The sequence below is a fragment of the Gordonia sp. (in: high G+C Gram-positive bacteria) genome, from assembly GCF_047602025.1.
Classification (GTDB): domain Bacteria; phylum Actinomycetota; class Actinomycetes; order Mycobacteriales; family Mycobacteriaceae; genus Gordonia.
In genome coordinates this window covers 1,790,177-1,813,896 of record NZ_JASGII010000001.1, presented here as the reverse complement: position 1 = coordinate 1,813,896, position 23,720 = coordinate 1,790,177, and the positions used below count along the sequence as shown (strand labels likewise).

At 70.8% G+C, this 23,720-nt stretch carries 23 protein-coding genes and 1 riboswitch; of the genes, 14 read left to right on the top strand and 9 right to left on the bottom strand.

Annotated elements, in window-relative coordinates:
* Positions 1-132: 132 nt before the first annotated feature.
* Genes QM728_RS08990 through QM728_RS08975 form a run of 4 tightly spaced genes read right to left on the bottom strand, consistent with a single transcriptional unit; the run spans position 133 to position 4,465 of the window.
* A complete protein-coding gene (locus tag QM728_RS08990) occupies positions 133-1,755 on the bottom strand; it encodes a cytochrome b (protein ID WP_415031685.1) in 1,623 nt (540 codons plus the stop codon).
* The gene (locus QM728_RS08985) at positions 1,752-2,906 is read right to left on the bottom strand and encodes a ubiquinol-cytochrome c reductase iron-sulfur subunit (protein WP_415031684.1); all 1,155 of its coding nucleotides are present in this window, start codon (positions 2,904-2,906) and stop codon (positions 1,752-1,754) included. Before QM728_RS08985 ends, QM728_RS08990 begins: the two co-directional genes overlap by 4 nt.
* Positions 2,903-3,808 (bottom strand): c-type cytochrome, encoded by a 906-nt coding sequence (locus QM728_RS08980; RefSeq protein WP_415031683.1) that lies wholly within the window; start codon positions 3,806-3,808, stop codon positions 2,903-2,905. Before QM728_RS08980 ends, QM728_RS08985 begins: the two co-directional genes overlap by 4 nt.
* Positions 3,809-3,850: 42 nt before the next feature.
* Positions 3,851-4,465: a cytochrome c oxidase subunit 3 gene (locus QM728_RS08975; RefSeq protein WP_415031682.1), complete on the bottom strand. Its 615-nt coding sequence runs from the start codon at positions 4,463-4,465 to the stop codon at positions 3,851-3,853.
* A 182-nt stretch (positions 4,466-4,647) separates the two neighbouring features.
* On the opposite strand from QM728_RS08975, the gene trpD reads away from it, so the two are divergent.
* Positions 4,648-5,739, top strand: coding sequence for an anthranilate phosphoribosyltransferase (gene trpD, locus QM728_RS08970; protein ID WP_415031681.1), 1,092 nt, complete (start codon positions 4,648-4,650; stop codon positions 5,737-5,739).
* Between the two features lie 25 nt (positions 5,740-5,764).
* Here the strand turns inward: trpD and QM728_RS08965 are convergent, their stop codons facing one another.
* Both QM728_RS08965 and QM728_RS08960 read right to left on the bottom strand, forming a co-directional pair.
* The gene (locus QM728_RS08965) at positions 5,765-6,040 is read right to left on the bottom strand and encodes an Lrp/AsnC family transcriptional regulator (protein WP_415031680.1); all 276 of its coding nucleotides are present in this window, start codon (positions 6,038-6,040) and stop codon (positions 5,765-5,767) included.
* Positions 6,041-6,069: 29 nt separating this feature from the next.
* The gene (locus QM728_RS08960; protein WP_415031679.1) at positions 6,070-7,923 is read right to left on the bottom strand and encodes a DEDD exonuclease domain-containing protein; all 1,854 of its coding nucleotides are present in this window, start codon (positions 7,921-7,923) and stop codon (positions 6,070-6,072) included.
* Positions 7,924-8,095: 172 nt separating this feature from the next.
* On the opposite strand from QM728_RS08960, the gene QM728_RS08955 reads away from it, so the two are divergent.
* From QM728_RS08955 to QM728_RS08935, 5 genes are all read left to right on the top strand, one after another.
* Entirely contained in the window at positions 8,096-8,371 is a 276-nt protein-coding gene (locus QM728_RS08955) for a hypothetical protein (RefSeq protein WP_415031678.1), read from the top strand.
* 119 nt (positions 8,372-8,490) lie between these two features.
* Positions 8,491-8,661: riboswitch (cyclic di-AMP (ydaO/yuaA leader) on the top strand.
* A gap of 11 nt (positions 8,662-8,672) precedes the next feature.
* On the top strand, positions 8,673-9,401 hold the full coding sequence (locus QM728_RS08950; protein ID WP_415031677.1) for a C40 family peptidase: 729 nt from the start codon (positions 8,673-8,675) through the stop codon (positions 9,399-9,401).
* 97 nt (positions 9,402-9,498) lie between these two features.
* Positions 9,499-10,533, top strand: a complete 1,035-nt coding sequence (locus QM728_RS08945) for an NlpC/P60 family protein (RefSeq protein ID WP_415031676.1) — start codon at positions 9,499-9,501, stop codon at positions 10,531-10,533.
* A 7-nt stretch (positions 10,534-10,540) separates the two neighbouring features.
* Entirely contained in the window at positions 10,541-11,905 is a 1,365-nt protein-coding gene (locus QM728_RS08940) for a peptidase MA family metallohydrolase (protein WP_415031675.1), read from the top strand.
* A 20-nt stretch (positions 11,906-11,925) separates the two neighbouring features.
* Positions 11,926-13,068 carry a glycosyltransferase family 4 protein gene (locus tag QM728_RS08935; RefSeq protein ID WP_415032867.1) on the top strand — a complete coding sequence of 381 codons (1,143 nt, stop codon included), beginning with the start codon at positions 11,926-11,928 and terminating at the stop codon, positions 13,066-13,068.
* A 6-nt stretch (positions 13,069-13,074) separates the two neighbouring features.
* Here the strand turns inward: QM728_RS08935 and QM728_RS08930 are convergent, their stop codons facing one another.
* A complete protein-coding gene (locus tag QM728_RS08930; protein WP_415031674.1) occupies positions 13,075-14,883 on the bottom strand; it encodes an AMP-dependent synthetase/ligase in 1,809 nt (602 codons plus the stop codon).
* Positions 14,884-15,008: 125 nt separating this feature from the next.
* Here QM728_RS08930 and QM728_RS08925 point away from each other — a divergent pair, with 125 nt between their 5' ends.
* The 6 genes from QM728_RS08925 to QM728_RS08900 are packed head-to-tail and all read left to right on the top strand — an operon-like array spanning position 15,009 to position 19,282.
* Positions 15,009-15,443 (top strand): hypothetical protein, encoded by a 435-nt coding sequence (locus QM728_RS08925; protein WP_415031673.1) that lies wholly within the window; start codon positions 15,009-15,011, stop codon positions 15,441-15,443.
* Entirely contained in the window at positions 15,436-15,873 is a 438-nt protein-coding gene (locus QM728_RS08920; protein WP_415031672.1) for an SRPBCC family protein, read from the top strand. Before QM728_RS08925 ends, QM728_RS08920 begins: the two co-directional genes overlap by 8 nt.
* 56 nt (positions 15,874-15,929) lie before the next feature.
* On the top strand, positions 15,930-17,081 hold the full coding sequence (locus tag QM728_RS08915; protein ID WP_415031671.1) for an ArsA-related P-loop ATPase: 1,152 nt from the start codon (positions 15,930-15,932) through the stop codon (positions 17,079-17,081).
* Positions 17,082-17,116: 35 nt separating this feature from the next.
* Positions 17,117-17,476 carry a hypothetical protein gene (locus QM728_RS08910; RefSeq protein WP_415031670.1) on the top strand — a complete coding sequence of 120 codons (360 nt, stop codon included), beginning with the start codon at positions 17,117-17,119 and terminating at the stop codon, positions 17,474-17,476.
* Between the two features lie 13 nt (positions 17,477-17,489).
* Positions 17,490-18,494, top strand: a complete 1,005-nt coding sequence (locus tag QM728_RS08905; protein ID WP_415031669.1) for an ROK family protein — start codon at positions 17,490-17,492, stop codon at positions 18,492-18,494.
* A gap of 53 nt (positions 18,495-18,547) precedes the next feature.
* Complete coding sequence (locus QM728_RS08900) at positions 18,548-19,282, top strand: lysophospholipid acyltransferase family protein (protein ID WP_415031668.1); 735 nt, start codon at positions 18,548-18,550, stop codon at positions 19,280-19,282.
* Here QM728_RS08900 and QM728_RS08895 read toward each other — a convergent pair whose 3' ends face one another.
* Positions 19,283-20,506, bottom strand: coding sequence for a glycosyltransferase 87 family protein (locus QM728_RS08895; protein WP_415031667.1), 1,224 nt, complete (start codon positions 20,504-20,506; stop codon positions 19,283-19,285). It abuts the gene before it with no gap.
* Positions 20,507-20,563: 57 nt separating this feature from the next.
* Between QM728_RS08895 and QM728_RS08890 the strand changes: the two genes are divergently transcribed.
* Positions 20,564-21,052: a polyadenylate-specific 3'-exoribonuclease AS gene (locus QM728_RS08890; RefSeq protein ID WP_415031666.1), complete on the top strand. Its 489-nt coding sequence runs from the start codon at positions 20,564-20,566 to the stop codon at positions 21,050-21,052.
* A 9-nt stretch (positions 21,053-21,061) separates the two neighbouring features.
* Positions 21,062-22,456 carry a class II 3-deoxy-7-phosphoheptulonate synthase gene (locus QM728_RS08885; protein WP_415031665.1) on the top strand — a complete coding sequence of 465 codons (1,395 nt, stop codon included), beginning with the start codon at positions 21,062-21,064 and terminating at the stop codon, positions 22,454-22,456.
* 9 nt (positions 22,457-22,465) lie between these two features.
* On the opposite strand, the gene QM728_RS08880 is transcribed toward QM728_RS08885, so the two are convergent.
* Complete coding sequence (locus tag QM728_RS08880; protein ID WP_415031664.1) at positions 22,466-23,701, bottom strand: protein kinase domain-containing protein; 1,236 nt, start codon at positions 23,699-23,701, stop codon at positions 22,466-22,468.
* Between the last annotated feature and the right edge of the window lie 19 nt (positions 23,702-23,720).

Below are 23,720 nucleotides of genomic sequence, written 5' to 3'. Positions count from 1 at the left end.
CGGGATATTGGTGCCCACTCGACGGGAGTCTGGTGCCCACTCGGCGGTGGTCTGGTGCCCCGGGAAGGGGTGTAGGAGCACGAGAAAGGCCGCCAGGAGCGATCCTGGCGGCCTTTCTGCGGCGTTGTGCGCCTAGTCGAGCGGGTTGCCGTTCTGAGCCTGCAGCTCGCGGAGAACCTTGTTCTCGGCGACGTGCTGCTCGTGCTCCTGCTCGGCGTTGAGCTTCTGCTCGTCCTCCGGGTCGGCGAACAGCAGCCCACCGGTACCGGGGGAGCCGGCGGCGCCCAGCTTGTTCATCTTCTTCGGGATCGCCGCGCCCTCGTAGGGGAGCGGGATCGGGTGACCGTGGTCGTCGACCGGGCCGAGCGGCTGGTGCACCTCGATGTACTCACCCTGCGGCAGGCGCTTGATGATGCCCGTCTCGATGCCGTGCTCGAGGACCGCGCGGTCGCTGCGCTGGAGCCCCAGGGCCCAGCGGTAGGCGATGAAGTACGCGATCGGCGGCACGATCAGCAGACCGATGCGGCCCATCCACGTCGTCGCGTTCAGCGAGATGTGGAACTTGTAGGCGGCGATGTCGTTCATGCACGAGATCGTCAGGATCGCGTAGAACGCGACGGCCATCGCCCCGATGCCGGTGCGGACCGGGACATCGCGCGGCCGCTGCAGCAGGTTGTGGTGGGCGTCGTCGCCGGTCAGGCGCTTCTCAATCCACGGGTAGGCGAACATCAGGGTGAACATCGCGCCGATGGCGACGACGACCCAGAAGATCGCGGGGATCGTGTGGTTGCCGATGTAGAGCTCCCACGGCGGCATCAGACGGGCGAAGCCGTCCGTCCACATCATGTAGATGTCCGGCTGCGAACCGGCCGACACCTGCGCCGGGTTGTACGGGCCGATCTGCCAGACCGGGTTGATCTGGAAGATACCGGCCATCAGCGACAACAGGCCGAAGGTGATCGCGAAGAACGCGCCCGCCTTGGCGGCGAACACCGGCAGGATGCGGACGCCGACGACGTTGCGCTCGGTGCGGCCCGGGCCGGGGAACTGCGTGTGCTTCTGGTACCAGACCAGCGCCAGGTGGGCGCCGATCAGGGCCAGCAGGATCGCCGGGAACAGCAACACGTGCAGCACGTACATGCGCGGGATGATGATGTCGCCCGGGAAGTCGCCGCCGAACAGCGCCCACTGCAGCCAGGTGCCGATCAGCGGGATGCCCAGCACGATGCCGCTCATCGCGGCGCGGACGCCGGTGCCCGAGAGCAGGTCGTCGGGGAGCGAGTAGCCGAAGAAGCCCTCGAACATCGCCAGGATCAGGATCAGGCAGCCGATGATCCAGTTCGCCTCGCGCGGGCGGCGGAACGCACCGGTGAAGAAGATGCGCGCCATGTGGATGATGATCGACGCCGCGAACAGCAGGGCCGCCCAGTGGTGGACCTGCCGGACGAACAGACCGCCGCGCACCTCGAAGGAGATGTTCAGCGTCGTCTCGTAGGCGCGGCTCATGGTCACGCCGTTGAGGGGCTGGTAGTCGCCGTGGTAGGTCACGTGCGCCATCGACGGGTCGAAGAACAGCGTCAGGTACACGCCCGACAGCAGCAGGATGATGAACGAGTAGAGCGCGACCTCGCCCAGCAGGAACGACCAGTGGGTGGGGAACACCTTGTTGATCTGCCGGCGCATGCCCGCGGCAAGGTGGTAGCGCGAATCGACTTCTTCGGCCTGGGCGCCCAGGCGATCAGCAATGGTTGTCATGACTTCCGCTCCCAGAAGGCCGGTCCGACGGGCTCGATGAAGTCGCCGGCGGCGACCAAATAGCCCTGGTTGTTCACCGTGATAGGCAGCTGTGCCAGCGCGCGCGCCGCCGGGCCGAAGATCGGCTTGGCGTACTCCAGCGCATCGAACTGCGACTGGTGGCACGGGCACAGGATGCGGTTGGTCTGCTGCTCGTACAGCGACGTCGGGCAACCGAGGTGGCTGCAGACCTTCGTGTACGCGTAGTAGTCGCCGTAGTTGAAGTTCTCCTGGCCTTTGCGCTTGACCACCTTGGCCGAGTCATCGGGGCGCAGGCGGATCAGCATGACCGGGTTGCGCACGGCGCGCAGGCCCTCGAGCAGCTTGTGGCGCGACTCCTCGGTCTCGCCGTGGCCGTCCGACGGGCGCCACGGGAACACCGTCTCCATAGCGCCGGCGTCGAGGTCCTCCGGCCGCACCAGGGCGACCTGGTAGGGGTTGCCGGTGTCGCGGCGCAGGAAGATCGTCTCGTTCGGCTGCTCCGGCGGGTTGTAGATCGGGGACCAGCCCGAGTGCCACAGCGGCGCCTTGTCGCGCAGCGCCCACGGGTTCTTGATGATGCCGCCCAGCGCCGCGACCAGGCCGGTCAGCGCGAAGGCACCGAGGCCGAAGGCCGCCGAGCCGAGGATCATCTTGCGGCGGGGTAGCGTCGACGTCTCGAGTGCGTCGCCCAGCAGGGCCGCCGTCGTCTTCTTGTCGACCTCCGACGAACCGCCGTCGTGGCGGTCCTGCACCGAGATCTCCGCGGGGATGAACCGCTTGGTGATCTGGACGACGCCGATGCCGATCGAGAGGATCGACAGGCCGAAGGTGATGCCCAACAGCGGCGTGTTGAACGAGTACAGCCAGTAGTCCGGCTGGTCGGGCATGACGAACTTCCAGTGGTTGAACAGGAAGATCACCAGGCAGGCCAGCGCCGACAGGCCGGCGAGGGTGAACCAGAAGGCCACCGTGCGGGCGGCGCGCTTCTCGGCGCGGGTGCCCGGGACCGGGAAGCGGGGCTCGCGGTGCAGGATCTCGACGCCGTCGAGGTTGGTGCCGAGTTTGACGAGTTCGTCGCGGTCCATGCCGGCGAGCTCTGCCTTGCTGGGGGTGTTCTCGTTTGCGCTCATGACCGCGATCCCATCCACATTGCGAAGCCGACGATCGCACCGATGCCGACGGCCCACATCACCATGCCCTCGCTCGCCGGGCCGAAGCCGCCGAGGCCGAGGCCGCCGGGCTGTGCCGTCTCCGACGAGTACTTGATGAACCCGATGATGTCCTTCTTCTCCTGCAGGGAGAGCTGGCGGTTGCTGAACTTGGGCATGTTCTGCGGCCCGGTCAGCATCGCCGCGTAGATCTCCTGCTCGCTCGCCGGATCCAGGTTGGGGGCGAACTTGCCCGACGACAGTGCGCCGCCGCGGCCGGTGAAGTTGTGGCACGAGGCGCAGTTCAGGCGGAACAGCTCGCTGCCGCGGCCGATGTTCTTGCCGCGCAGCGACTCCTGGGCGACGACCGGGATGCCCTTGTCGTCGGTCTTGACGGTGCCGTCCGCGTTGCGCTCGTAGTACACCTGCGGACCGCCGGACACCGACTGGACGAACTTGCCCAGCTGGGTGATCTGGGCCTCGGTGAACTTGGCCGGCTTGCGCGTGACCTGCGCGTCGTTGCGGGCGGCGGGCATGCGGCCCGAGGCCACCTGGAAGTAGACGGCCGCGTCGCCGACGCCGATGAGCGACGGACCGCGGTCCTCGACGCCCTGCAGGTTGCTGCCGTGGCAGCTGATGCACGACGTGTCGTACAACTGCTTGCCCGCGTCGATCATCGCCTGCGACTGTGAGGCGGGATCGGCAACCGCGACCTGCGCCTTCGGGGTGAGCAGGGCGGTGATGACGCCGGCCGAGAGCAGGCCGGCGAGCAGCAGAACCGCGCCCGAGGCACGGCGACGCAGCTTGCGACGGGCCTTCGCGGCGCGGGCCGGGGCGGGATCGCCAGTGGCGGGATCCGACGGTCGCGGTGGAGATGTACTCATTTGTGACTCTCTACTAAGCGGACTGACCGGGGGCTGGAAGTCTTAACGGATGAAGTAGATGGTGACGAACAGCGCGATCCACACGATGTCGACGAAGTGCCAGTAGTACGACACGACGATCGCCGCCGTCGCCTGCGCCGGCGTGAACTTCGAAAGCCACGTGCGGGTCAGCAGGAAGATGAAGGCGACGAGACCGCCGATGACGTGCAGGCCGTGGAAGCCGGTGGCCATGTAGAACACCGAGCCGTAGGCCGTCGACGACAGCGTGGTGCCGTGCGACCACAGGTGGACGTACTCGTAGGCCTGGCCGCCGACGAAGAACGCGCCCATGAGGAAGGTCAGGATGTACCAGCGGCGGAGGCCGAACACGTCGCCGCGCTCGGCGGCGAACACGCCCATCTGGCAGGTCACCGACGAGAGGATCAGGACGGTGGTCACCGGAACCGCGAGCCAGAGGTTGAGCTCGGTGGGCGGCATCGGCCATTCACCGGTCGCGTTGTTCGCCCGCGCGACGAAGTACATCGCGAACAGACCGGCGAAGAACATGAGCTCACTGGAAAGCCACACGATTGTGCCGACGCTGACCATGTTGGGACGGTTCAGCGAGTGCACCCGAGCCGTGATGGCCGTTGACGGGGTACCTGCAGCGCTAGTCACATCAAGAAGTATGACGGTTCGTAGTAAAGCGTGACCACCGGGGTAGCCAAATTGGTCCAACATTTTGTGGCGCCGCAGGTGGGACGAGGTCGAGCGGGGTCCGTTCGGCGTGTCAGACCCGGTGTTTTCGGGGTCGTCCGGCCCCCGAAACGGTGATCCGGCTCTCGTTTAGGGTGGACGACGTGAGCAGCGAACAGCCGGAGCCGACCTGGCCTTTCATCCTCGGCGAGGTCTCGGAGAACCGCGACCTCACCGCCGAGCAGGCGCGGTGGGCGATGAACGAGATCATGGCCGACGCTGCGACGAGCGCCCAGATCGCCGCTTTCGGCCTCGCCGTCAAGATGAAGGGCGCCACTCCGGTGGAGTTGAACGGCCTCGCCGAGGCGATGCTGGACCGGGCCACGCGCGTGCAGATCGACCGCGATGCCGTGGACATCGTCGGCACCGGCGGCGACCGCTCGCACACCGTCAACATCTCGACGATGACGTCCATCGTCGTCGCCGCCGCCGGAGTGCCGGTGGTCAAGCACGGCAACCGGGCCTCCTCCTCCAAGAGTGGTGGCGCCGACGTCCTCGAGGCGCTCGGCGTGGCGATCTCCCTCGGCCCCGACGAGGTGGCGCGCTGCGTCGACGAGGTCGGCATCGGATTCTGCTTCGCCCCGGTGTTCCATCCGGCGTTCCGGTTCACCGGCCCGCCGCGCAAGGAATTGGGCGTGCCGACCGTGTTCAACGTCCTGGGCCCGCTGACCAACCCGGCCCAGCCGCGCGCCGGGCTGATCGGCTGCGCCTTCGTCGACCTGGCACCGGTCCTCGCGCAGGCCTTCGCCGACCGCGGCGCCTCGGTCCTCGTGGTTCGCGGCGACGACGGCCTCGATGAATTGACGACGACGAGCACCTCGACGGTGTGGCAGGTCGTCGGCGGCACGGTGACCAAGCACCACCTCGACCCCCAGGGCGACCTCGGCCTCGCGCGCGTCGAACTGTCGGCGCTGCAGGGCGGCGACGCCGAGGCGAACGCGGCCGTCGCCCGTGAGCTGTTCGCCGGCAAGGCCGGCCCGGTCCGCGACGCCGTGCTGCTGAACGCCGGCGCGGCATTGGTCGCCGCGACGCAGGAAGCACCGATGTCGCGCACCGAGCTCGTGCAGGCGCTGACCGCGGCCGTCGGCCGCGCGGCCGAGGCGATCGATTCGGGCGCTGCCGCCGACGTGCTGGCCCGTTGGGCCGAGTTCAGCAAGTCGCTGGAAAGCGCTGACGCGCCCACGGCGCTCAGCTGACTATTCGCCTACGGCGCTCAGCCGACTATTCGCCTACGGCGAAGCCGGCCTCGGTCTCCTTGCTCGCGTAACTGCGGAAGGCGATGTGGGTCATCGTGTGCGTGACGCCCTCGAGCCGGTTGATCCGATTGGTGACCACCTCGGCGATGGCGTCGTGATCGCGGACGCGGACCTTCGCGATGAGGTCGACGTCCCCAGCACACGAATAGACCTCGGTGACCCCGTCCAGGTCGGCGACGGCCTGGGCCGTCTCGGGGATCGCGTGGACGTCGGCGTTGATCAACACGAAGGCGGTGAGCATGGCTCCAGGGTATCGCCGCGCCGGCGCGCTCACGCGCGGCGCCGTGCCGTCCGTGCCGCTTGCGCCCACGACTCCCAGCCGCCGCCGCCCAGCCGAGGCAGCGCCAGGCCGCTGGACGCCTCGACGATGCGCGCGTCGGGCTCGGCGAGCCAGCGGAAGACCAGCGCGGCCTCCTCGGGCGGGGCACCGCGCAGCGGACCGTCGTCGGGGACGATCGTCTGCGCCGCGGCCACGACGGCCTCCACCACGGGCATCGGCGGCGTGCCGCGCGGCGCGGTGCCCGCGCCCGCCAACCGCCCGTGCCGCACGACGACCAGCCGCCACCCGCCCGATCCGTCCGGCCGGGCGACGACGAGGTGCTCGACCGCGCACAGTGCCCGCAGCCGTTGCGTGCGGGCCAGCGCGGCGATGACGACGACGAGCTGGTCGCGTCGGCGCGCGGCGGTCTCGAAGTGCTCGGCGGCGGCCGCCGACGTAACCGCGTCCGCCAGTGCGCGGAGCGCGGCGTCATCGTCGCCTGCGACGACCGCGAGCGCGTCGCGGACCCGGGGGAGGTAGTCGGCCACGGTCTCGGGCCGTTCACTGGCCGCCGCGCAATCGCCGATTCCGGCTGCCGGGCGGCACCAGTGGTGGTCGACGCGCGCGCCGATCCGCGCGGTGCACGACCGCAGGCCGGTGGCGCGGGTCAGGGCATCGGCGACCGACTGGGCGTCGGCACGGCGGGGGAGCGGGCCGATCGACACGGCTGCGCCCGCGTCGCCGAGGGGTTCGGCGCGCGGCGTGCGGCGGACCGTGAAGCGGGGGAAGCGCTCCTCGGTCAGCGTGACCCACCAGCCGCGCCGGGGTTGCGTCGAACGGCGGTTGTACGCGGGGTTGTGCGCGGCGAGGAGGCGGAGTTCGCGCACCTCGGCCTCGAGGTCGTGCGCGCACACGACGTGGTCGACGCGCTCGGCCAGCGCGACCATCTCGGCGATGCGCGGCCGGGAATCGCCGGAGAAGTAGGAGCGCACCCGGCGGCGCAGGTCCACGGCCGTGCCCACGTAGAGCACCTCGTCGGCGGGGCCGCGGAACAGGTAGACGCCCGGCTTGGCGGGGATCCGGTCGGCCAGGCGGCGCTTGGCGCGCTGCGCGGGGGTGGCGCGGGGGAGGAAGTCGAGCAGGTCGGCGAAGGTGCCCACCCCGCGGTTGCCGATCCTGCCGAGCAGCCCGTGCAGCACGTCCACGGTGGCACGGGCGTCGTCGAGGGCGCGGTGCGTCGGCGTCGTGGTCGCCGCGAACAGGGCGGCGAGGTCGGACAGGCGCACCGACGGCGCCTCGTCGCGTGAGAGCACGCGGCGGGCCAGGGCGACGGTGCACAGCGTCGCCGGGAAGTGCCAGTCGACGCCCAGTCGGTCCGCGGCGGCGGACAGGAACCCGAGGTCGAACCGGGAGTTGTGCGCGACGAGCACGCTGCCGCGCGCGAATTCGATGAACGAGAGCAGGACCTCCTCGATCCGGGGCGCGGCCGACACCATCGCCTCGGAGATGCCCGTCAGCGTCACGATCTCCCGCGGAATCGGCCGGCCGGGGTCCACCAGGGTGGCGAATTCGCCGACGACCTCGCCGCCGCACACCTTGACCGCGCCGATCTCGGTGATCGCGTCCCGGTCGGCACTGCCCCCGGTGGTCTCGAGGTCGACGACGACGAACGGCGTCGTCGCCAGGGACTGGGTGACCCCGCCCCGCACGCACGACGACATCTCGGCGAGCTCGGCGGCGGTCGGGACCCGCCGGTGGGCGCCGTGGCGCGGGTTCGCGGGTCGGCCGCGCGGCAGTCCGACGTCGGGCAGGCCGGAGTCGGCGAAGGTGAGCTGACCGGTGCCCGCCTCGTCCGTCTGAGTCATGGTGCGAACGCTAGTTCGACCCTCTGACACCGATTCGTTACCGCGCGGGGGCGGTCGTCGACGGCCCGGGCCTTGTCGGGGGTCGGCGTTAGCGTCGTGCCCAATCGGTCGATCAGCCCCCGGGTGAACACCCGGAGAACTCGCCCGAAGGACCAGATGAGATGGAGATCACATGAAGATTGACTGCGACAACTGCCCGGGCCGCCCGGTCGCGTGCGACGGATGCATGATGAATGTGCTGGTCGGGGCGCCCGCAAGCGCATATCCAGGAGAAATGCAGGATATTCCCAGCATCGGGGAGCAACGCGCCGACATCCTGGTGGCCATCGCGACTCTCCGCGAGGCGATGTTGGTCACCCCGGCCGAGGCGCGCGCCGCCGCAGGTCGCATCGGTGCACGTCAGGGCGGATTCGGCGATCGGTTTTTGACCATCGTCCGGGCAGGGTAAGCTGTGACGCTGGCTCGCCGACTCGACGAGTTTTGCGTGAACGTTGGACAATTGGCCGTCGTTTTCGTAACCTTTTCGAGACATTTGCGGAACGTCACGCTTCAACAGAAGTGGTCCGCGAGAGTCAATCGCTGAGTCGCCCCACACCAGGGGCGAGCCGGGGACCCACCGGAGCCGCAAGGTTCCACCTGGGGTGAATCGCAGCGTCTGATGCAGCTCGTCAGGCAACGCGTAGGACATCTTCCAGTCCGAACCCGACAGCTAACCCGGTAAGCGCAGGGAGACGAAGGAGAACTTTCTCGTGGCCAAACACCGTTTGGATCAGCCCAGCCGCGGCGCCGCCGCCGCCAAAGGCGCGGTAATCACCGGCGCCATCGCCATGGGCTCTATCGCTGCCGGCCAGGCCGCAGCGGCCCCGGTCGCCGTGCCGCACCTGGGGAACATCGAGCTGGGCGCCCTCGGCGACCACCTCGACAACCAGAAGCACGACGCCAAGAAGAAGTCCCACAAGGGCAAGACCCTCAAGGTCCGTAAGGCGCACAAGGGCAAGGCGAAGGCCAAGCCGGCGCCGCAGGCCAAGGTCCAGGTTCCGGGTGCCGGCACGTTCGCCATCCCCGGCATCAACCAGAACCAGGTGCCCAAGCAGTACCAGCCCAAGGGCAAGGACGGCGCTCCGCAGGTGCGCCAGACCGTCGGCGAGCGCGCCGTCATGAACGCGAAGAGCAAGATCGGTTCGCCGTACTCCTACGGTTCGGCCGGCCCCAACGCGTTCGACTGCTCGGGCCTCGTCTACTGGTCCTACAAGAACGCCGGCAAGACCATCCCGCGTGACAGCTACGGCCAGCTCAACGGCGGCCGTGCGGTGGCGTACAAGGATGCCAAGCCGGGCGACGTCCTGATCTTCAACGGTGGCAGCCACGCCGGCATCTACGTCGGCCACGGCCGGTTCATCCACTCCCAGACCTACGGCGTTCCCGTGCACGAGGAGAACGTCAAGACCTGGGCCCTGACCGGCGTCCGCCGCTACTGAGGCTCGTACAGCTGTTGAGGTGGGCGGATGCCGGCGGAGAAATCCGCCGCGTCCGCCCACACTCGTTTTCTTTGGAGTCGGACGAAGTATGAGAACCGTGAACCCCGCGAACAGCCGCGGCGCCGCTGCCGCGGCAACCGCCGCGCTGCTCTCCTCGGTGGCCCTGTCGGCAATCCCGACCGCCTCGGCGGTGCCGGCGCGCAACGCCAACCAGCTGGTCGCCGATTACAAGAAGCTCAGCGTCGAGGCCGAGCGCTCCTCGGAGGCGATGAACAACGCCACGATGGAGTACAACAAGCAGAAGGCGATCGTCGACCGGTCCCGCAAGGCGGCCGCGGCGGCGCAGAAGAAGCTCGACACGACCAACGCGCTGCAGGCGTCGCTGCAGGCCCGCGTCGACGGCGTGCTGAAGGCCAGCTACCGCGGTGCCCGCGTGAACCGCCTCTATGCGCTGCTCGTGAGCGACTCGCCCCAGCAGATGCTCGACCAGATGTCGGCGCTCGACGTCATCTCCCGCGAGGCGACGGGCAACCTGAAGAATCTGACGCGCGTCCGCGCCGCGGCCGTGCAGACGAAGAAGGACTCGGCCACCGCGACCGCGACCGCGAACGCGGAGATCGCGAAGGTCGAGAAGGTGCGCGCCGACTTGCAGGCCAAGCGCGCCAACCTGGCGCTGCAGGCCGTGCAGATCCGCGCGGTCTACCAGTCGATGACCGGACGCCAGCTCGCCGAGCTCCGCGGCCCCAAGTTCGACTTCAACCCGAACCTCGTCCCCAAGGGTGCCGCTCCCGCGCTCGTGGCCGTCCAGGCTGCGCTCTCGCGGGTGGGCGATCCCTACGTGTGGGGCGCGACCGGCCCGAACCAGTTCGACTGCTCGGGCCTCATGGTGTGGTCCTACCGCCAGGCCGGCAAGTCCCTGCCGCGCTCCAGCCAGGCCCAGATGGGCGCCGGTGTCCCGGTGAGCCGCGGCGACCTCAAGCCCGGCGACCTGATCCTCTACTACTCGGATGCCCACCACGTCGGCATGTATGTCGGTGACGGCTACGTCATCCACGCCTCGACCTTCGGCGTCCCGGTCAAGGTCGTCCCCGTCGACGGAGCCGGTCCCTACCTCGCCGCTCGGCGCGTCTAGTCCGCCCGTGCGCGCGCGCCGGCTGTGCGCCGTGGCCGTGGTGCTGCTCGGCGCATCCGTGCCGGTCGCGTGCGGCGGCCAGTCGGCCCCGACGGCGACCTCATCAGCGGTGACAACCGCCGACGTCTTCGAGCAGCAGCGCACCGACGGCGTCGACGCGCTCCTCGGAAAACTCGACAAAGCCCTGCTCAAGGGCGGTCCGCGCGACCTGACTCCACTCCTGGACGCCTCCGCATCGCCGGAATTCCGACGACGCCTGCAGGTGATGCAAGCCAACCTGAGTTCCGGGGTTCCGGCAGCACCCGGCACCGGCAAGCGACTGCGGTACCGGGCCTTCGAGCACTTCCTGGGCGCGGCCGAGGCGGAGGAACTGGTGCCCGACGCGGTCGCCGCGCGCCTGGCGGAGCAGGGGAGCAGCGACAACTGGGTGTCCCCGGTCCGGTTGCGGTTCGCCCTCGGCGGCGCCGGAGTGCCCGGACTGGACGAGCCGGACGTCGAGATCGAGGTCCCGCTCGTCGTCGCGCGCTATGACGACGACTGGAAGCTCGTCGGCGACCTGACCCTGTTGCGGCGTCCGGCGGGCGGGATCGGGCTGTGGAGCTTCCCGGGCGTCCGGGTCGTCGAAGCCGGCACCGCGGGGGGTTCGTCGGTCGTCGCGTCCTACCCGGGATCGGAGGACACCGCCGGGCGGGTCGCCGCGCAGCTGCCCGCCGCCGTGCGCGCGGTCACCGACTTCTGGGGCCCGCGCTGGCCGCAGAAGGCCCTCGTCGTCGCCACCGCGGCGACGCCCCAGTTCGCCGGGCTGGCCGCCAGCGGAGGGGCCGACGTCTCGGCGGCGGCCGCGGCGACCGCCTACACGACGCTCGACGTCCCGAACCACACCGTCACCGGCCAACGCGTCGTGCTCACCCCGGCGGCCCACGACCTGTCCGACCCGCTGCTCGGCGTCGTCCTGCGGCACGAGCTGAGCCACGTGGCCGTCCGGCTGGCCACCCGGGTCGACACCCCGCTGTGGCTCGCCGAGGGCGTCTGCGAGTACGTCGGCCGCAAGGGCACCTACACGGGCTTCGCCGACGTGGCCCCCGACCTCGCCGCGGCGACGCGCACCGGCACCGTGCCCGCGTGGCCCACCGACGACGACTTCACCGTTGATTCGCAGCGCGCCGCGCTGGCCTACCAGAGCGCCTGGTCGATCGCGGCCTTCGTCGCCGAGCGCTTCTCCGAGCAGGCGTTGCGCAAGCTCTACCTGGGCATTGCGGGCGCCGTCGACGACGCCGCGGTCAACGCGGCCTACCCCGCCGCGGTCGGCATACCCCGGAAGGAACTCGAGCGGCAGTGGCGGGCCTGGGTGCAGAAGCAGTCCGGCGGATGACGCGACCGGAGACCGCGCCGATCGGGCGCACCCTGCTGATCACCAACGACTTTCCGCCGCGCCCCGGCGGGATCCAGTCCTACCTGGAGAACCTCGTCGACCTCCTGCCCCCGGAGCGGGTCGTGGTCTATGCGCCGCGCTGGCGCGGCCGGTCCCACCTCGACTATGACGCAGCGGCGCCCTACACGGTCGTCCGCCACCGCACGACGCTGATGCTGCCGACGCCGCTGGTCGCGCGCCGCGCCGCGCGCCTGGTCCGCGAGCACGACATCGAGAACGTCTGGTTCGGCGCGGCGGCACCGCTGGCCCTGCTCGCGCCCGCCGTTCGGCGCGCGGGGGCCCGTCGCATCCTCGCGTCGACGCACGGCCACGAGGTGGGGTGGTCGATGCTGCCGGGCGCCCGCCAGGTGCTGCGGGTGATCGGCGACCACACCGACACGGTGACCTTCGTGAGCAAGTACACCCGCGGGCGCTTCGCCTCGGCCTTCGGGCCGAACGCGGCGCTCGAATACCTGCCGCCCGGCGTCGATATCGGCCGGTTCGCGCCGGACGAGCAGGCGCGCCGGCGGATCCGCGAGCGGCACGGGCTCGGCGACCGCCGCGTCATCGTCTGCCTGTCGCGACTGGTGCCGCGCAAGGGGCAGGACATGTTGATCCGGGCGCTGCCCGACATCCGTCGACAGGTGCCCGACGCCGCGCTGCTCATCGTCGGCGGAGGCCCGTACGCCGAGACGCTGCACGAGTTGGCCGCGGCGACCGGGGTCGACGACGACGTCGTGTTCACCGGCTCGGTGCCCGGCGACGAGCTCGCCGACTACCACAACGCGGCCGACGTCTTCGCGATGCCGTCGCGCACCCGGGGCGGCGGCCTCGACGTCGAAGGGCTCGGCATCGTCTACCTGGAGGCCTCGGCCTGCGGGGTGCCCGTCATCGCCGGTGACTCCGGGGGCGCCCCCGAAACCGTGATCGAGGGCAAGACCGGATTGGTGGTCAACGGCAAGTCGGTGCCGCAGATCGTCGACGCGGTGGTGTCGGTGCTCGCCGACCCGGCGCGGGCCCGCGCGATGGGCGCCGCCGGCCGCGACTTCGTCGAGCAGCAGTGGCAGTGGTCCCAGATCGGCGCGCGGCTGGTCCGCCTGCTCACCGAGGAATCACAGCATTAGCGCAGGTCAGCGAGTATAAATATCGGCGATCTCGCGGGCGTACTTCTCGGTCACGACGTTCCGCTTGACCTTGAGCGTCGGCGTCATCTCGCCGGTCTCCTCGCTGAAGTCGACCGGCAGGATGCGGAACTCCTTGATCGCCTCGGCATGCGACACGGTCTTGTTCGCGTCGTCGATCGCCGTCTGGATCTCGGCGCGCAGCGCCTTGTCGTCGACGAGGTCGGCGAGCGGGGTGCCGGCCGGGATCGAGTTGCGCGCCTGCCAGGCGGCGAAGGCCTCGGGGTCGAGGGTGACCAGCGCGGCGATGAACGGTTTGCCGTCGCCGACGACGAGGGCCTGCGACACCAGCGCGTTGCCGCGGATGACGTCCTCCAGGCCGGCGGGGGAGACGTTCTTGCCGCCCGCGGTCACCAGGATCTCCTTCTTGCGGCCGGTGATCGACAGGAAGCCGTCACGGTCGATCTTGCCGATGTCGCCGGTGTGGAACCAGCCGTCGGTGATCGCCTCGTCGGTGGCCTTCTTGTTCTTCCAATAGCCGGTGAACACGACGCCGCCGGACAGCAGGATCTCGCCGTCCTCGGCGATCCGCACGGCGTTACCGGCCACCGGTCGGCCCACGGTGCCGACCTTGACCGCGCCCGGCGTGTTCACCGAGAACGCGGCCGACGTCTCGGTGAGGCCGTAGCCCTCGTAGACGGGGATGCCGACGCCGGAGAAGAAGTGGCCGAGGCGGGCCCCCAGCGGAGCGCCGCCGGAGATGGCCAGCTCGCACTCGCCGCCGAGGGCCGCGCGCAGCTTCGCGTAGACGAGTCGGTCGAAGACCGCGTGGCGGGCGCGCAGCGCGACGGGGATCTTGCCGGCCTCCTTGGCCGCGTTGTAGTCGATCGCGGTCTTCGCGGCGGCGTCGAAGATCTTGCCCTTGCCGCCGTCGTGGGCGTTCTGGCGCGCGGTGTTGTAGACCTTCTCGAACACGCGCGGCACCGACAGGATGAGGCTGGGGCGGAACACCGCGAACTCGGGGACCAGGTTGGGGATGTCGTTGAAGAATCCGACTGCCATGCCGCCGCGCACGGCGACGAGGGTGACCGCGTGCGCGAGCACGTGCGCCATGGGCAGGAACATCAGCAGGCGGCGACCCGGGGTCAGCAGGGTCTTGAGCCCGCCGCTGAGCAAACCGTCGATCTCGCTCAACAGGTTCGAGTGCGTCAGCATGACGCCCTTGGGGCGCCCGGTGGTGCCCGAGGTGTAGATCAGGATGGCCGGATCGTCGGAGCGCAGCGCGGCGCGGCGCTGTGCCACCTCCTCGTCGGAAACGTTCTTGCCCGCGGCGATGAGCTCGTCGACGACGCCGGGCGCGCCGTCGAGGGCGTCGATCGTCCACTGGTGCGCGAGCTTGCCGGCCGTCTTCGTGCCCGCGATGGTCTTGCGGTGCTCGGCGCCCTCCGCGACGAGCCCGACCGCCTCGGAGTCGCTGCAGATCCAGTCGATCTGATCGCCCGACGACGTCTCGTAGATCGGCACGGTCACCGCGCCGGCGGTCCAGATGGCGAAGTCGATGAGCAACCACTCGGTGCGCGTCGCACTGAGCAGGCCGACGCGGTCGCCGGGCTTGATGCCTTGCGCGATGAACCCCTTGGCGATCGCGGTGACCCGTGCGGCGACGTCGCGGGCGGTGATCGGCTGCCAGGCGCCACCGGTCTTGTCGAGGATCACCGGCTGCTCCGGGGACTTCGCGGCGATGTCGAAGAGGATGTCGGTGCAGTCGTCGGTGTCGCCGATGGTGAAGGACGCGGGCACGGAGAACTCGGTGGGCACGGAGGGGCCTTTCGCTGGCGGTGCGAGGGATGCGGGATCGGTCCGGCGTCCATCGTATCCGCGCCGGGGGTGCCCGGGATGGGCGGGCGGGCGCCGCCGCGCGGGCATATGTGAAGCTAGAGGGCGTGACGAGTATTCAGGTGGCCGACCAGACGTTTGTGGCCGCGGCACCCGAATTGGCGGGCGAGGCGCTGGGCGACAAGGCGCAGTGGGCGCGGTGGTGGCCCGACCTGCGGCTGACCGTCGTCGAGGACCGCGGCGACGCCGGGATCCGTTGGACGGTCGCGGGGCCGGTGGACGGCACCATGGAGATCTGGTGTGAGCCGGTGATGGACGGCTTCGTCCTGCACTACTTCCTGCACGGCGAGCCCACCGGACAGCTGCCGCGGCGGCCGCGCGCGCTCTACGATGAGTTGGCCGAATTGAATCGGGCCCGTCGGGTGGCGGGCAAGGAGATGGCCTTCGAGATCAAGCGACGGCTCGAGCAGCACCGGGCCGCCGGCGATCCGGCCGTCCCGGCCGACCGGCCGGGGACGCAGACAGGAGGAGTGCGTGGCTGACCACACTGCGCAATCCATCGTGATCAACGCCGACCCCGACGCGATCATGGCGGTCATCGCCGACTTCCCCAACTATCCGGAGTGGGTGTCGGCCGCGCGCGAAGTGACAGTCGTCGAGACCGGTCCCGACGGCAAGGCCCGCCAGGTGCGCTTCGACCTCGACGCGGGGGTCCTCAAGGACACCTACGTGCTGGAGTACGACTGGGCCGAGGACGGCCTCGCGGTCAGCTGGGAGCTGGTCAGCAGCAACCTGCAGCGCGCCCAGCGCGGTCGCTACAGCCTGGTCGCCCAGGCCGTCGGCTCGACCAAGGTCTCCTACGAGCTGATGGTCGATCTGCTGGTCCCGATCATCGGTCAACTCAAACGCCGCGCCGAAAAGGCGATCATCAGCACCGCCCTCGGCGAACTCAAGAAGCGGGTCGAAGGCTGATCGACCTCACGCCCATCCAGCTCGTCCTCGGTCCGGGCGGGGCCGGGGTCTCCGCCGTGGCCGCCGCCGGTGCGGTCGGCAAACGGCGCCGGGCGACGAATTCGACGGGCCTGCTCGGCGGCGGGCAGCGGGGGACCCTGCTGGTCACCCTCGACCGCGACTCCCCGGTGCCGGAGATGGTGGGCGTCTATCCGACGCGCGGGCGGCCGGTGCCGATCAGTTCCGACGCCAGCCTCCTGTCCCTCGACCCGCTGAGCGTCCTGGAGCCGGCGTGGTCGAACTTCACCGAGGCGATCGGCGCCTCGGGCGGCCCGACGCTGCCGGTGGTGTCAGTCCTGGGCTCGGTCGCGCCCGGCGAGTTGACGTCCCTGCCCGGCTTCGAGGAACTCCTGCTGCTGCGCCGGATCCGCGACGAGGCGACCAGCGGGCGCTGGACGACCGTCGTGGTCGACTGCTCCGGCCTTGGGGACCCGTTCGCGCTGCTGCGCGCGCCGGCCGCGCTCAGCCAGACCATCGACCGCCTGTGGCCCCGGCACCGTCGACTCGCGGCCGCCTCCGAGCGGCCCGTGCTCGCCCGGGTCAGCGCTGCCGTCGACGAGGTCGACCGCGACTGCCGCGACGTGATCGACCTGCTGAGCGATCCGCACACCACGGCCGCGCACCTCGTCGTCGACTCCGGTCCCCGCGGGGAGCGCCAACTGCCGCGCCTGGCGGCCCTGGCCGCGCTCACCGCCCTGCCGGTGCGCCAGGTGTCGGGCAACGACGGCACCGCGGCGGTCGTCTCCGCGGGTTTCGAGGCCGTGGCCGCGGCGGCCGCCGCCGGACTCGGCGCCGTCACGACGCGGATTCCCGCCGTCGACGGCCCCCTCGACCGGGTGGCCCGGCTGCGGCGCCTGGGAATCCTGGTGGAACCGCCGTCCGGTGCGCCGGTGGGCACCGCCGCGGCCGTCGTCGACCGCGTCGAGGGGAGCGGGCTGCAGGCGGTCTACGAGATGCGCTGGCACCAGCCGCTTCCGGATCCCTCGGCGCTCGGGCTGGGCCGCGCCGGCGACGACTTGCTCGTCACCATCAGCGGATTCCGTTTCCCGGTGCGGCTCCCGTCGGTGCTGCGCCGCTGCTCGGTGACCGGCGCGACCTGGGACGACGATGAACTGTGCGTGCGCTTCGCGCCCGATCCGGCGGTCTGGCCGACCCGGCCGACTGCATAGCATCGGCCCGGTGGGGTCGGGTACCGTTTCACCCCATGGGAACTCCGAATGATGCCGGGTCCACCGGCAGCGACGCGGGGTCGACCGACGCAATCATCGAGGCGGCCCGCGAACTGCTCGCCGGCCTGACCACGCAGATCGACAGCCTGGCCGGCGTCTTCGCCCCCGGCGGTGCCGCGGGCACCGTCGCCGAGGGCCTCGTGGGGGAGCTGCCCGGCGAGGTCTCCACGCTGCTGCACGAGGTCGGCGAACTGCTGGCCCGACTCCTCTCCACCGTCATCGCCATCCTGGAAGCGCTGGTCAAAGCGCTGCGGTCGGCACCCGGCGACGGGGTGCCCGCCGCGGCGGCGGCCTACCAGGAGATCGCCGTGGCCATCGGCCGGGAGGCGAAGTGACGGCCGACCGGCGATGAGCGACCTGACGATCGGCATCGATATCGGCGGCACGAGCGTTCGCGCCGCGGTCATCGACGCCGACGGTCAGATGCTCGACACCTTGCGCGCGGTCACCCCGGCGACGGCGGACGCGCTCGAGCACTGCCTGGACCGGCTGGTCGCCGAATTGCACGCACGCTGGTCGGTATCGGCCGTCGGCCTGGCCATCGCCGGCTTCCTCACCCGCGATCGGTCGACGGTGCGCTTCGCGCCGCACCTGCCGTGGCGGGAGGCGCGCGTGGCCGAGGAGATGTCGGCGCGGATCGGGTTGCCGGTCTTCGCCGAGCACGACGCCAATGCCGCCGCGGTCGCCGAATGGCGCTTCGGTGCGGCCGGACGCGGCCAGAACTCGCTGGTGCTCGCCATCGGCACCGGCATCGGCGCCGGGTTGGTCCAGGATGGTCGGCTCTACCGCGGCAGCCACGGCGTCGCACCGGAGCTGGGCCACCTCGTGATCGTTCCCGGCGGCCGCCCGTGCGGCTGCGGCAAGCGGGGCTGCTGGGAGCGGTACTGCAGCGGCACCGCGCTCGTCGACACCGTCGTCGAGCTGCTGGCCGACGGCGAATGGGGGCGGTCGGCGCTGGCCGCGGAACTGTCCGCCGACCCGGGCTCGGTCACCGGCCGCCGGATCGCCGCCGCAGCCCACGAGGGGGATCCGCTCGCCCTGTCGGCGTTCGCGTCCTTCGCGACGTCCCTGGCCCACGGATTGGCGATGATCGCCGACGTCTTCGATCCCGACCTCATCGTCATCGCCGGCGGCGTCGGACGCGCATCGGGGCTGTACCTCGACGACGCCCGCGAGCAGTACGCGTCGCTCGTGACCGGTGCCGGCCACCGCACCCTGGCCCGCATCCGCGGCACCCAGCTGGGCGAATCGGCCGGCATGATCGGCGCCGCGGAGGTGGCGCGCACCGAGTTGCGCCGCCGCACCGAGCCCGCCGACGAGGCTCCGGCGACACCGGCCGCCATCGGGGACTGACGGCGCCTCGCATCCGGCTGATCGGTCCGGCGCGCTCGGGGTACGCTCACCGCATGTGGTTTTGGATCTTCAAGTACATCCTGATGGGTCCGTTCCTGCGCCTGATCGGGCGCCCCAAGGTCTACGGCCTGGAGAACCTCCCCACGTCGGGGCCGGCGATCCTCGCCAGCAATCACCTGGCCGTCGTCGACAGCTTCTACCTGCCGCTGGTGATCCCGCGACGGGTGTACTTCCTGGCCAAGTCCGAGTACTTCACCGGCACCGGCCTCAAGGGGGCGTTCCAGCGCTGGTTCTTCGGCTCGACCGGCCAGATCCCCATCGACCGCTCCGGCGCCTCCGCCGCGGCCGGCGCCCTCGACGCGGCGCGGCGCAAGCTGGCCGAGGGCGAGCTGATGGGGATGTACCCCGAGGGCACCCGCTCCCCGGACGGCCGCCTCTACAAGGGCAAGACCGGCCTGGCCCGACTGGCGCTGGAGACCGGCGTGCCGGTCATCCCGGTGGCCATGAAGGGCACCGAGGACCTCAACCCGCCCGGCACCGTCATCCCGCGCTTCGCCCGCATCGAGGTGCACCTGGGTGAGCCGCTGGACTTCTCGCGGTTCGAGGGCATGGGCGGCAACCGGTTCATCGAGCGCGCGGTCACCGACGAGATCATGTACGACCTCATGCGGCTGTCCGGCCAGCAATACGTCGACCTGTACGCCGCAGACCTGAAGAACAGTGGCTCGACGCCGGAAGACGCGTTGCGGGAAGCGGCCGAGACGGCGCAGGAGCCCCCGGCGGCCTGATCAGGCCGCGGTGGCGGGCGCGACGTCGTCGGCCCCGGTCGGCGACGGCTCGTCGGTCGACCCGGTCAGCGCCAGCCAACCGAGGGTGATGAGCGCGAGCAGCGGCCACACCGCGCCGCCGACGACGTCGACCGCGTGCGGCAACGACACCGAGTGGACCTCGGCCTGGCGCAACAGCCACGGCACGCCGAGGATCCCGACCGCAGCCCAGATGATCGCCAGGGCGCGCCCGCCGCGGCGCCGTGCCCCGCTGCCGTACCAGAGCCAGATCGCCAGCGGCACCAACCACACCCAGTGGTGGACCCACGAGATGGGCGACACCAGCAGGCCCAGGAGCTGGACGATCAGCAGCGTCGCCAACCAGTCGTCACCGGTCGTGGCGGGGCGGGGGATGGCGCGCCAGGCCGCCACGGCGACGACGACGGCCACCGCGACGGCGGTCATCCAGAGCGCACCGGTGCCGACGTCCGACCCGACGACGCGGGACAGGGCGCCGCGCAGACTCTGGTTCATGACGCGCTCGGGTTCCCCGATCCGATCCGCGTCCCCGATGAGCTCGCCGAAGTACTTGTGGGTGATGTCCGGGAAGAACAGCAGGCAGCCCAGCAGCGTCGTGCCGAACGACAGCGCCGCGGCGAGCGCACCGAGCGGTTTGCGCACCGCCAGGTACCAGACCGCGCTGATGGCCGGGGTCAGCTTGATGGCCGCCATCAGGCCGATCAGCGCCCCGCCGGCGGCCTCGCCGGCCCGGGAGCCGGCCCAGCGGATCGCGGCGAGCGTGCCGAGCATCAGGAAGACGTTGATCTGTCCGTAGTCGAGGGTCTCGCGCACCGGCTCGCACCAGATCGCCACCGCGGTCCACGCCGCGGCGACCGGGTAGCCGCCATTCGTCCGCCCGCACAGCCGCAGGGCCAACACGATCGAGCCGTACAGGGCGGCGATGGTGGCCGCCTGCCACGCCCACGCGACGACGTCCCACGGCAACAGCGACAACGGGTACAGCACGACCGCCGCGAACGGGGGATAGGTGAAGGGGAGCGGGGTGGCCACGCCCAGCCCGTTGTACTCGAAGTTGTAGACCTGGTCGGGGAGTCCGGCGGCTCCGCCGCGGTAGACGCGCAGGTCGACGAAGTTGGCACCGTTGGTGCTCAGCGTGATCCACAGGATCCGTCCGAGGACTGACGCCGCCAGCAACGCGGTCGCCCACATTGACCTGTAGCGCACGGGGCAAAGAGTACACCGGGCGCCGCCGCCCGGGGGCGCGCGCGGATACTGGTCGGCATGCGGTTCTTCTACGACACGGAGTTCATCGAAGACGGTCGGACCATCGACCTCGTGTCGATCGGGGTCGTTGCCGAGGACGGGCGCGAGTACTACGCGGTGTCCACCGAGTTCGACCCGGACCGCGCCGGGGACTGGGTGCGCGCCAATGTGCTGCCCAAGCTGCCGTCGCCGGCGTCCAAGCTGTGGCGGTCGCGACGGCAGATCCGCGACGAGCTGCTGGAGTTCTTCACCGCCGACGGCGGTACCGTCGAGCTGTGGGCGTGGACCGGCGCCTACGACCACGTCGTGCTCTGCCAGCTGTGGGGGTCGATGGTCGACCTGCCGCGCACCCTGCCGCGCTACACCCGGGAACTGCGCCAGGCGTGGGAGGAGGCGGGCCGGCCGACGTTGCCCGACCTGCCCGGCGACGCGCACGACGCGCTCGCCGACGCCCGGCACAATCTGGCCAAGTGGGAGCGGATCGTCGCTGCGAAAACGGTCGATTAGGCTGGTGCCGTGGTGAATTGGACTGTCGACGTACCGATTGACGAGCTGCCCGAGCTGCCCCCGCTGCCCGGGGGCCTGCAACAGCGGTTCGAGGACGCGATCTCCCGTCCGGCGGTGCAGCAGCCGAGCTGGCCGGCCGACGAGGCGGCCCGGATGCGGACCGTCCTGGAGAGCGTGCCCCCGATCTGCATGCCCGCCGAGGTGGAGACGCTGTCCGACCGCTTGGCGCAGGTTGCCAACGGCGAGGCGTTCCTGCTGCAGGGCGGCGACTGCGCCGAGACCTTCGCCGACAACACCGAGGCCCACATCAAGGGCAACATCCGCACCCTGCTGCAGATGGCGGTGGTGCTGACCTACGGCGCGAGCATGCCCGTCGTGAAGGTGGCGCGGATCGCGGGCCAGTACGCCAAGCCGCGGTCGTCGGACACCGACTCGCTGGGGCTGCCGTCCTACCGCGGCGACATGGTCAACGGCTTCCCGCCCGATGCCGCCGTCCGCGCCCACGACCCGTCGCGCCTGGTGCGCGCCTACGCCAACGCGGCCGCCGCGATGAACCTGGTGCGCGCCCTGACCGGCTCCGAGGCGCGCCTGCACAAGGTGCACGACTGGAACCGGGAATTCGTCCGGACCTCGCCCGCCGGCGCCCGCTACGAAGCGTTGGCCGCCGAGATCGACCGCGGGCTGAACTTCATGGACGCCTGCGGCGTGCACGACGCCAGCCTGGAGTCGGCGGAGATCTTCGCCTCGCACGAGGCGCTGGTGCTCGACTACGAGCGGGCCATGCTCCGCCTGGCCAACGCCCCCGAGGGGGGCGCGGAGAAGGTGCTCTACGACCTGTCCGCGCACTTCCTCTGGATCGGGGAGCGCACCCGACAGCTCGACGGCGCGCACATCGCCTTCGTCGAGCTGATCAACAACCCGATCGGCGTGAAGATCGGCCCGACGACCACGCCTGAGCAGGCCGTCGAATACGTCGAGCGCCTCGACCCGACCAACAAGCCGGGCCGGTTGACCCTGGTCGCCCGCATGGGCAACGGCAAGGTCCGCGACGTCCTCCCGCCGATCGTGCAGGCCGTCGAGAAGACCGGGCACAAGGTCATCTGGCAGTGCGACCCGATGCACGGCAACACCCACGAGGCGTCCACCGGCTACAAGACCCGCCACTTCGACCGCATAGTCGACGAGGTGCAGGGCTTCTTCGAGGTCCACCGCGCCCTGGGCAGTCACCCGGGCGGCGTGCACATCGAGCTCACCGGCGAGAACGTGACCGAGTGCCTCGGCGGCGCGCAGGAGATCTCCGACGACGACCTCGCCGGCCGCTACGAAACGGCCTGCGACCCGCGCCTCAACACCCAGCAGTCGCTGGAGCTGGCCTTCCTCGTCGCGGAGATGCTGCGCGGCTGACCGGGCCGGCTAGAGCCCCATCAAGACGTGGGCGCCCAGCCACCAGCCGCCGGCGGCGATGCCGCCGAACACCAGGGCCAGCAGCGCCAACCAGACCGCGACGGCGACCGGGCTCGATCCGGTGTCGGCCGGTCGCGCGTCGTCCTCGTCGTGGTCCCGTCCGTCGTCGTCGACGTCGAGGATGCTGAACCGGTGGCCGCTCTCGTCGTCGACTGACCCTGGCGCGCCCTCGTCCAGCAGGGCGGTGCCCGCGGGTCCGGGCGGGCCCGCCGGGGCGGCGGCGTCGAATCGCGCCGCGGCGGCCTGCTGGCGCCGCAGGCGGGCCGCCGTCGCGCGCTCGGCCGAGCGCTGGGGCGCCGGCACGGTGAACTTGGGCAGGTTGAGCTCCTCGGCCGCGTCGGCCAGCGCGCGGGCCATCGCGAATCCGTCCGCGTACCGGTCCTCCGGGTTGCGCTCGGTGGCCCGCAGCACGACCTCGTCGATCTGCGACGGCACGCCGTCGACGACGTCGCCGGGCGCCGGCACGTCGTAGGACAGCCGGGCATAGGCGAGGCCGAGCGGGGTGTCGCCGTGGAACGGGGTGCGGCCGGTGAGCAGCTCGAACATGACGATGCCGGCGGAGTACACGTCCGAGCGGGCATCGGCGCTCGTCGACTCCACCTGCTCGGGGGACAGGTAGGCGGCGGTGCCCAGGATGACGCTGGCCGACGTGATGCCGGCCTCGGCGACCGCGCGCACCAGCCCGAAGTCGGCGATCTTCACGTCGCCGTCGTCGGAGATCAGGATGTTCTCCGGTTTGACGTCGCGGTGCACCAGCCCGGCCCGGTGCGCGGTGCCGAGGCCGCCCAGGACCGGCTGCATGACGGCCGAGACCGCGTGCGGGGGCATCGGGCCGCGCTCGCGCAGCAGTTCGCGCAGGCTGCCGCCCTCGACCAGCTCCATCACCAGGAACACGACCGGCTCGTCGATGCCCTGGTCGTACACGGCGACCAGTCCGGGGTGTTTGAGGCCGGCGACCGCGCGCGCCTCGAACTCGAAGCGCGACAGGAACACCGGGTCGTCGCGGTAGGCGGCCGCCATGACCTTGACGGCGACGGGCCGGTGCAGGCGCTCGTCGCGCCCGAGGTACACCGCGCTCATGCCGCCGCGCGCGATGAGTGCGTCGATGCGGTAGCGCCGGTCGACCAGCGCGCCGATCAGCTGGTCGCCGGAGGTGTCCGCCGCGCGGGGTGGGCCGGGATTCACGCCTGCGAATCTACCGGGC